The following is an 8,012-nucleotide window of genomic DNA, read 5'->3' on the forward strand; positions in this document are numbered from 1 at the left end:
CCCGCTCGACCCGGCCGACGCAGGAGGCGCAGGTCATGCCCTGGACGTTCAGGTCGAACTCGGACACGGGGACATCGTACCCCGCCTCCTCCACGGCCCTGGCCACCGCCGCGGTGTCCGGCGGCCCGGCGAAGGCGACGCGCGCCCGCTCCGTGGCGAGGTTGACGGAGACGCCGGAGACGCCGGGTACCTGCTTCAGGACCCGCTCGACCCGGCCGACGCAGGAGGCGCAGGTCATGCCCTCGATGCCGATGTCCACCTCGGCACCGCCCCCGGCCATCGCGGCGGTCCCGGCTTCCGCAGTCAGAGCGTCCATTGCGCCCGTCTCCTGATAATCCCGACTGCCGGGCCACATGGGGCTTCCCACACTGGGAAGGTCAAGGGCCGCCGTCCGGCCCCGCCTCGGCGGCGGCGGCACTCCCTGGAGGCTGGCTGCGGCAGGCTTCCTTGGCTCATCGCCAACCGTCACTCCGCCATCGCGAATGACTCCGGCTCCTGAGCCGCCTCCGTCCGTGGCAGGCGCCATCCTTTGACCAGTCCGTAGATCGCCGGGATCACCAAAAGGGTCAGCACCGTCGAGGACACCATGCCGCCGACCATCGGAACCGCGATGCGCTGCATGAGCTCCGAGCCGGTGCCGGTGCTCCAGAGGATCGGCAGCAGGCCCGCCATGATGGCGGTCACCGTCATCATCTTGGGCCGCACCCGCTCAACCGCGCCCTCCATGATGGCGTGGCGCAGATCCTCCTGCGTCAGGCGCCGCCCCTCGGCCCGGCACCGCTCCCGAACCTCCGCGAGTGCGTGGTCAAGGTAGATCAGCATGATGACGCCGGTCTCCGCCGCCACCCCGGCGAGCGCGATGAACCCGACGGCGACGGCCACGCTCATGTTGAACTGCATCATGAACATGAGCCAGACGCCTCCGACGAGCGCGAAGGGGACCGAGAGCATGACGATGATCGTCTCGGTCAGCCGCCCAAAGTTCAGGTAGAGCAGCACAAAGATGATGAGCAGGGTCACCGGCACGACGATGGCCAACTTTGCCTTGGCGCGTTGCATGTACTCGAACTGGCCGCTCCACTCGACATGGTATCCGGGCGGCATCCGCACCTGCCCGGCGACGGCCCGCTGCGCGTCGGCCACGTAGCCGCCGATGTCACGCCCGTGCATGTCAACATAGACGTAGTTCACCAATTGCGCGTTCTCGGTCCGGATGGTCGGCGGGCCGCGGCGCAGCTGGACGGCCGCCAGCTGCCCCAGCGGGATGGCGGCCCCCTGCATGCTCTGCACGAGGACCTGCGCCGCGATTCCTTGCGGGTCGCTGCGCAGGCCGCGCGGGTACCGGACGTTGACCGTGTAGCGCGCGCGGCCCTCGACGGTGGTCGTGACCGGCTCGCCCCCGAGCGCCGTGGCGATGGTCTCTTGGAGGTCGCCGACGGTCAGGCCGTAGCGGGCCAGGGCCGCCCGGTCCGGCTCGATCTCCAGGTAGTAGCCGCCCTCGACCCGCTCGGCGAAGGCGCTGGTGGTGCCGGGGGCATCGTCAAGTTGCTGAGCTTGGGGCAAGCAAGTTGGCGGATCGCGGCAGTGGCCGAGCGACAATCAAGCCGCTGTAGCAACCCCGCTGATATCGGCCCACATCTCGAACGCACGCGCCCTTGCGGCTCGATGTTCAGTGGCGGTGACGTGGTCGCGGCGGAGATGGAAAAGGTTGGCGATTTGGTCGTGGGCAGAGAGGAAGCGCTGTGCCTGCCGCGCTGACTTGAAGCGCTTCATCTGCCGCTCTCGTCGTCGCGTCGGCTGGTGCGAGTTCTCCGCCCGGTTGTTCAGGCCCTTGTGCTGGCGGTGCTCGACACCGGGCATCACCTCCCGCTTGGCCGCCCCGTAGCTCGGGAGTTTGTCGGTGACCATGACGCGTGGCGCCCGGCACTGCCGCTTCAGCAGCTTGTGCAGCAGGCGTTTGGCGGCCCGCTTGTCGCGTCGGCTCTGCACCAACACGTCGAGCACCATCCCGGTCTGATCCACGGCACGCCAGAGCCAGTGTTTCACCCCGGCAATCTTGATGACGACCTCATCGAGGTGCCACTTGTCACCCGTTCGCGGCAGCCGCCGCCGGATCTGGTTGGCAAACTCCTGACCAAACTTGAGGGCCCACTGCCGGATGGCCTCGTGGCTGACCACGATGCCACGTGCCGCCAGCATTTCCTCGGCCATGCGAAGGCTGAGCGGAAAGCGAAAGTACAGCGTAAGCGTGGCCACGAGGCCCGTCTTCCGGCGCGGTTGGTGGATGTGCTGGGTCGGCTTGGAGCAGGGAGCTTCGGGCCGACATTATGGTCGACATTAGTGGTGACGCGAAGGACGGCGGATATCGGCGTGTCGAGGTTCTGACCGGACCTGGCCGTCGGCGGAAGTGGTCGGACGACGACAAGGCACGGATCGTAGCGGAGACGCTGCGGCCCGGCACGGTGGTGGCCGAGGTGGCACGACGCTGGCAGGTCAGTTCGCAGCAGGTGTTCACGTGGCGGCGGGAGATGCGGCGTGCTGCGGTGGCGCCGCTGAGCTTTGTGCCGATCGTGCCGGCGCCGTCGATGCCTGTGCCCGAGCCGACAACAGTCTCGTCGGCAGGTTCCTCGCCACCGATCGAGGTGGAACTGGCGGGAGCGGTGCTGCACGTGGTGCCTGGCACAGATGTGGACCTGCTGACGATGGTGCTGCGGGCGATCCGGACATCGGCGGCATGATCGCGCCCCCGGCTGGCGCGCGGATCCTGCTGGCGACGAAGCCGGTCGACTTCCGCAAGGGCGCGCACAGCCTGGCGGCGCTGGCCGCCGAGGTGCTGGGCGCAGATCCGTTCTCCGGGGCGGTGCTGGTGTTCCGTTCGCGCCGTGCCGACCGGATCAAGATCCTCCTCTGGGACGGCGGCGGCCTGGTCCTGGTCTGGAAGCAATTGGAGGGAGGCGCGTTCCGCTGGCCGCCGGTGGTGGACGGCGTGCTGCGTCTGACGCCGGTGGAGTTCGCCGCGCTGTTCGACGGGATCGATTGGCGGCGCGTGCAAACGCTGCGGGAGATTCCCACGCCGAGCGCGCCGGCATAGAATCCGCGGCACGATGCGCGCCGCGGGAGACGACAGGCCGACACTGCCGGAGGACCCCGCAGCCCTGCGCGCGCTTCTGCTCGAGACGCTGGTCGAGGTCGACACGCTGGTCGCCGAGCGTGATGCGCTGACGGCGCAGAACGAGCGCCTCCAGCACCTGCTGCTGAAGCTGAAGCGCCGGCAGTTCGGGCAGAAATCCGAGAGGCTCCCCGAGGAGCAACTGCTGTTCGCCTTCGAGGAGATCGAGGCGACGCTGGCCGGGAACGCGGCCGAGGCCGGCAAGGCCTCTCCGGCGCTGCGCGACCAGCACAAGAAGCGCCGCCGGGCAGGCCGGGGCCGACTGCCGGCGCACCTGCCGCGCATCGAGCAGGTGCTGGCGCCCGAGGCGACGGTGTGCCCCTGCTGCCAGGGCCCGCTGGTCGAGATCGGCACCGATGCCGCCGAGCGGCTCGACGTGATCCCGGCGCGGTTCCGCGTCCTCGTCACGAAGCGGCCGAAGCTGGCCTGCCGGGCCTGCGCCGGCGTGGTGCTGCAGGCGCCCGCGCCGGCCCGCCTGATCGAGGGCGGGGTGCCGACCGAGGCAACGGTCGCCCACGTGCTGGTCTCTCGCTACGCCGACCATCTGCCCCTTTACCGCCAGGCGCAGATCCTGGCGCGGCAGGGGATCGAGATCGGCCGCGAGGTGCTGGCCGACTGGACCGGCACGGGGGCGCTGGAGATCATCCCGGTGGTCCGGCGCATGCGGGAGATCCTGCTGGCCTCCTCGCGGCTGTTCGCCGACGAGACCACGATGCCGGTCCTCGACCCTGGACGTGGCAAGACCAAGAAGGGCTATGCCTGGGCGATCGCGCGCGACGACCGGCCCTGGGGCGGGACGGACCCGCCGGCGGTGGTGTTCCACTACGCGCCGGGCCGCGGCGCCGAGCACGCGAAGGCACTGCTGGGCGGCTATCGCGGCATCCTCCAGTGCGACGGCTACGGCGCTTACAAGACGCTCGCCGCGGCGAGCGAGGGCATCACGCTGGCATTCTGCTGGTCGCACCTGCGCCGGCAGTTCATCGAGCTAGCCAAGGGCAAGACCGCGCCGATCGCCACCGAGACGCTGCAGAGGATTGCCGCCCTCTACGCGGTCGAGGCGGAACTGCGCGGCAAGCCGCCCGACATCCGCCGCGCCGTCCGCCAGGAACGAAGCCGCCCCCTTGTCGAGGACCTGTTCGCCTGGTTCTCGGCGCACCTCGCGCGGCTGCCGGGCAGCAGTCCGACGGCAGAGGCCATCCGCTACGCGCTGAACCATCGCGACGGCCTGATGCGGGTCCTCAAGGACGGTCGGATCGAGCTGGACACGAACACGGTGGAGCGCGCCATCCGACCGATCTGCCTCAGCCGCAAGAATGCGCTCTTTGCCTCCGGCGACGATGGCGGGGCCAGATGGGCGGCCGTGGCCTCGTTGGTGGAGACCTGCAAGCTCAACAGCGTCGACCCGCAGCGCTACCTCACCACAGTGCTGACGCGCCTGGTCAACGGCTGGCCCAACAGCCGCATCGACGAGCTCATGCCATGGCACTGCGCGGCCGACGAAAACAGCTGACGATCAAGCAAAGGCCGCAAGGGTCCGTAGACCTCGCTTACAGTACAGCCACACTGCCTGGCTGATCACCTCGGCCGGGAAGCGATGGCCGGCATAGAGGGGCTTGGCGGCTGGCGAGCTCATTCCGGCTGCCTACCTGCCCGCGGTCAGCCCGCCAAGCTCGCTCAACTTGACGATGCCGGCACGAGCATGCAGGGCATGAACCACGCCAACATGCCCGGGATGAACCATGGGAACATGCAAGGCATGCAGGGTCACAACATGTCGGGCATGAGCATGCAGGACATGATGGCGCACTGTCGTCAGATGCAGGCAGACACCCGTGCCGGGCGTCAGCTCTCGCCGGACATGCAGGCCATGATGGAGCACTGCAACATGATGGGCGGCTCGTCCCGGGGACAGTCCCGCTCCCGCTGAGTGACAGCGTGGCGGCGCTTCGAGGCGCCGCCACGCCCTTCGACGGCCTACAGCCGCACCGTACGCAGCCGTAGGGCGTTGCCGATCACCGAGACCGAGCTCAGCGCCATGGCCAGGGCGGCCACGATCGGGCTCAGAAGGATCCCGAGGACGGGGTAGAGGACGCCCGCGGCGACAGGGACGCCGAGCGCGTTGTAGACGAAGGCGAGGAACAGGTTCTGCCGGATGTTGCGCATCGCGGCCCGGCTCAAGGTCCTGGCGCGCGCAATCCCGGCGAGGTCGCCCTTCACCAGTGTCACGCCGGCACTCTGCATCGCCACATCCGTGCCGGTGCCCATGGCGATGCCGACATCTGCCTCGGCCAGTGCGGGGGCATCGTTCACCCCATCGCCCGCCATGGCGACAACCTTCCCTTGCGCCCGTAGCTCGCGGACGATGCGGTGCTTATCCTCGGGAAGGACGTCACCCTGGAACTCGTCGATGCCGAGCCTTCGAGCCACGGCTCCGGCCGTTGTCTGGTTGTCGCCCGTCAGCATGACGATATGGATGCCGCTCTCCCGTAGGCTCTGCAGGGCAGCCGGGGTGGTCTGCTTGACCGGATCGGCCACGGCGATGACGCCGCCCGGCTTTCCGTCGAGGGCCAGGAAGAGTGCGGTGCCGCCCTCCCGGCGCAGCTCGTCCGCACGGGCAGTGAGGTCGCCCAGATCCACCCCGAGATCCTGCATCAGCCGCGCGTTCCCGAGCGCGACCTGGCGCCCGTTCACGGAGCCGGTCACGCCCTTGCCAGTGATTGAGGCGAAGTCTGCCGGCTCCGCGAAGGTCATGCCGCGCTCCCTGGCGGCCGCCACGACGGCGGCGGCCAGGGGGTGCTCGCTCGACCGCTCAAGGCTGGCTGCGAGGGGAAGAACCTCGGTCTCGGCCAGTCCCGGCGCCGGAACCACGGCCACCACCTTGGGCTTGCCCTCGGTCAGAGTGCCCGTCTTGTCCACGACCAGCGTATCGACCTTCTCCATGCGCTCGAGCGCCTCGGCCGACTTGATGAGCACACCGGCCCCCGCACCCTTCCCGACGCCGACCATGATGCTCATGGGCGTGGCCAGTCCGAGAGCGCAGGGGCAGGCGATGATGAGCACCGAGACGGCGGCAATCAGGCCGTGGGAGAGGGCTGGGGAAGGACCCCAGATGGCCCATGCGACGAAGGCCAGTACCGCGATGATGATGACCCCCGGGACGAAGTAGCCCGATACGGTGTCGGCCATCCTCTGGATGGGCGCCCGGCTGCGTTGCGCCTCGGCGACCATGGCCACGATGCGCGAGAGCATGGTGTCGGAGCCGACCTTGTCCGCCCGCATGACGAGGGCGCCGGTGCCGTTCACCGTGCCGCCGATGACCTTGGCCCCGGGCTGCTTCTCGACGGGCAGGGACTCACCCGTGACCATGGACTCGTCCACGGCCCCGCTCCCTTCCAGTACCTCGCCATCCACCGGGACACTCTCGCCCGGCCGCACACGCAGCCGGTCGCCGGCCTGAACCTCGGCCAGCGGGATCTCCTCGTCCTCGCCGTCCTCCCTGAGCCGTCGGGCGGTCTTGGGGGCCATGTTGAGTAGGGCCCGGATGGCACCGCCGGTTTGCTCGCGGGCACGGAGCTCCAGCACCTGGCTGAGAAGGACGAGGACGGTGATGACGGCGGCTGCCTCGAAGTAGACCGCGACGGTACCGTCCATCCCCCGGAAGCCCTCGGGGAAGGCCCCGGGCGCGAAGGTCGCGACCAGGCTATAGAGGTAGGCGGCGCCGGTCCCGAGCGCGATCAGGCTGAACATGTTCAGGCTACGGTTCACCACCGACTGCCAGCCACGGACGAAGAAGGGCCAGCCGGCCCAGAGGACGACCGGTGTGGCCAGCAGAAACTGGATCCAGACGGATGTCCTGGGCGGCACCAGGTGGTGCAGGCCGAGCCCGGGGATGTGGCCCCCCATCTCCAGGATCACCACGGGGAGGGTAAGGGCCAGCCCGATCCAGAACCGACGCGTCATGTCGGTCAGTTCGTGGCTCGGTTCGGCCTCCGCCGTGATCTCGAGAGGCTCAAGGGCCATGCCGCAGATCGGGCAGCTTCCTGGCCCCTCCTGCCGGATCTCCGGGTGCATCGGGCAGGTGTAGATGGCGCCCTTTCGCGGGACCGGTGCGGGGGCGGCTTTCTTCGGCTCCAGGTACCTTCCGGGATCGGCCTCGAACTTCGTCCGGCATCCGGCCGAGCAGAAGTGGAAGGTCGTCCCGGCATGTTCCAGCCGGTGCTTCGAGGTGGTCGGATCCACTTTCATCCCGCAGACGGGGTCGGTGACGAGGCCGGCATCGGCTGCCGCACCGTGAGCGTGGTGGTGATGGCCGTGGGCACAGCCAGGCCCGTGCTGATGCGAATGTCCGCCGGTGTTATGCTGACCGCTCATGCTTGCCACCCCAATTTCGGTCTCGTCGGACGAGGCCTCGTTCCTCAGGTGCCCTGCAAGGTGGTGTCTCCCATGGTGGGAAGGTCAAGCGCCGTCCCGTGGTGGGTGGGCGCCGATCGTCCTTGACCTTCCCACCATGGGAAACCTCAACCTCATGAGAACGGGCGAGGGCAGGCTGTTGATTTGCACTGAGAGCTGACCCTGTAGGAGCCGAAGTTTTCGCCGAGAAATGACCCGTGTCTGTTCACCTCCCCGGCCGGATGGTCGGGGTTATCGGAGTGATCGACATGGAGTTGTTGAGCGTGATCCGCCGGTGGCATCACCGGGATTGCATCCCGATCCGCGAGATCGAGCGACGGACGGGCCTGTCGCGGAACACGATCCGCAAGTACCTGCGGGCGGACGCCGTGGAGGTGCGGTTCAAGGTTCCCGAGCGCCCGAGCCGCCTGGACCCGTTCGCCGACAAGCTGTC

The 8,012-nt window shown here is 68.7% G+C and carries 8 protein-coding genes and 1 pseudogene; 5 read left to right on the top strand and 4 right to left on the bottom strand.

The features are described from left to right. The 3 genes from BUB97_RS24905 to BUB97_RS24915 all read right to left on the bottom strand — a co-directional run. A partial coding sequence (locus BUB97_RS24905; RefSeq protein ID WP_277614062.1) for a heavy-metal-associated domain-containing protein occupies window positions 1-316 on the bottom strand: 316 nt, incomplete at its 3' end. A gap of 149 nt (window positions 317-465) precedes the next feature. Next, complete coding sequence (locus tag BUB97_RS24910; protein ID WP_083755440.1) at window positions 466-1,599, bottom strand: efflux RND transporter permease subunit; 1,134 nt, start codon at window positions 1,597-1,599, stop codon at window positions 466-468. Continuing rightward, window positions 1,600-2,256 (bottom strand): IS6 family transposase, encoded by a 657-nt coding sequence (locus tag BUB97_RS24915; RefSeq protein ID WP_408906158.1) that lies wholly within the window; start codon window positions 2,254-2,256, stop codon window positions 1,600-1,602. Between the two features lie 71 nt (window positions 2,257-2,327). Between BUB97_RS24915 and tnpA the strand changes: the two genes are divergently transcribed. The 4 genes from tnpA to BUB97_RS24935 all read left to right on the top strand — a co-directional run bounded on the left by tnpA (window position 2,328) and on the right by BUB97_RS24935 (window position 5,096). Beyond that, window positions 2,328-2,738, top strand: a complete 411-nt coding sequence (tnpA, locus tag BUB97_RS24920; RefSeq protein ID WP_073140531.1) for an IS66-like element accessory protein TnpA — start codon at window positions 2,328-2,330, stop codon at window positions 2,736-2,738. Then, the gene (gene tnpB, locus BUB97_RS24925; RefSeq protein WP_073140533.1) at window positions 2,735-3,091 is read left to right on the top strand and encodes an IS66 family insertion sequence element accessory protein TnpB; all 357 of its coding nucleotides are present in this window, start codon (window positions 2,735-2,737) and stop codon (window positions 3,089-3,091) included. The genes tnpA and tnpB overlap by 4 nt, the downstream gene beginning before the upstream one ends. Before the next feature lie 13 nt (window positions 3,092-3,104). Beyond that, window positions 3,105-4,679, top strand: coding sequence for an IS66 family transposase (gene tnpC, locus BUB97_RS24930; protein WP_073140535.1), 1,575 nt, complete (start codon window positions 3,105-3,107; stop codon window positions 4,677-4,679). A gap of 84 nt (window positions 4,680-4,763) precedes the next feature. Beyond that, entirely contained in the window at window positions 4,764-5,096 is a 333-nt protein-coding gene (locus BUB97_RS24935) for a hypothetical protein (protein WP_073140537.1), read from the top strand. A 47-nt stretch (window positions 5,097-5,143) separates the two neighbouring features. Here the strand turns inward: BUB97_RS24935 and BUB97_RS24940 are convergent, their stop codons facing one another. Further along, window positions 5,144-7,540 (bottom strand): heavy metal translocating P-type ATPase, encoded by a 2,397-nt coding sequence (locus BUB97_RS24940; protein WP_073140539.1) that lies wholly within the window; start codon window positions 7,538-7,540, stop codon window positions 5,144-5,146. A gap of 287 nt (window positions 7,541-7,827) precedes the next feature. Here BUB97_RS24940 and BUB97_RS24945 point away from each other — a divergent pair. Then, window positions 7,828-8,012, top strand: a pseudogene (locus tag BUB97_RS24945) (IS21 family transposase); the annotation flags it as partial.

Source organism: Muricoccus roseus, from assembly GCF_900141905.1.
In the GTDB taxonomy this organism is placed as follows: Bacteria; Pseudomonadota; Alphaproteobacteria; order Acetobacterales; family Acetobacteraceae; genus Roseomonas; species Roseomonas rosea.

Coding starts and splice junctions, on each gene's coding strand:
- tnpA (WP_073140531.1), top strand. CDS start 2,328: ATGGTCGACATTAGTGGTGACGCGAAGGACGGCGGATATCGGCGTGTC.
- tnpB (WP_073140533.1), top strand. CDS start 2,735: ATGATCGCGCCCCCGGCTGGCGCGCGGATCCTGCTGGCGACGAAGCCG.
- tnpC (WP_073140535.1), top strand. CDS start 3,105: ATGCGCGCCGCGGGAGACGACAGGCCGACACTGCCGGAGGACCCCGCA.
- BUB97_RS24935 (WP_073140537.1), top strand. CDS start 4,764: ATGGCCGGCATAGAGGGGCTTGGCGGCTGGCGAGCTCATTCCGGCTGC.
- BUB97_RS24940 (WP_073140539.1), bottom strand. CDS start 7,540: ATGAGCGGTCAGCATAACACCGGCGGACATTCGCATCAGCACGGGCCT.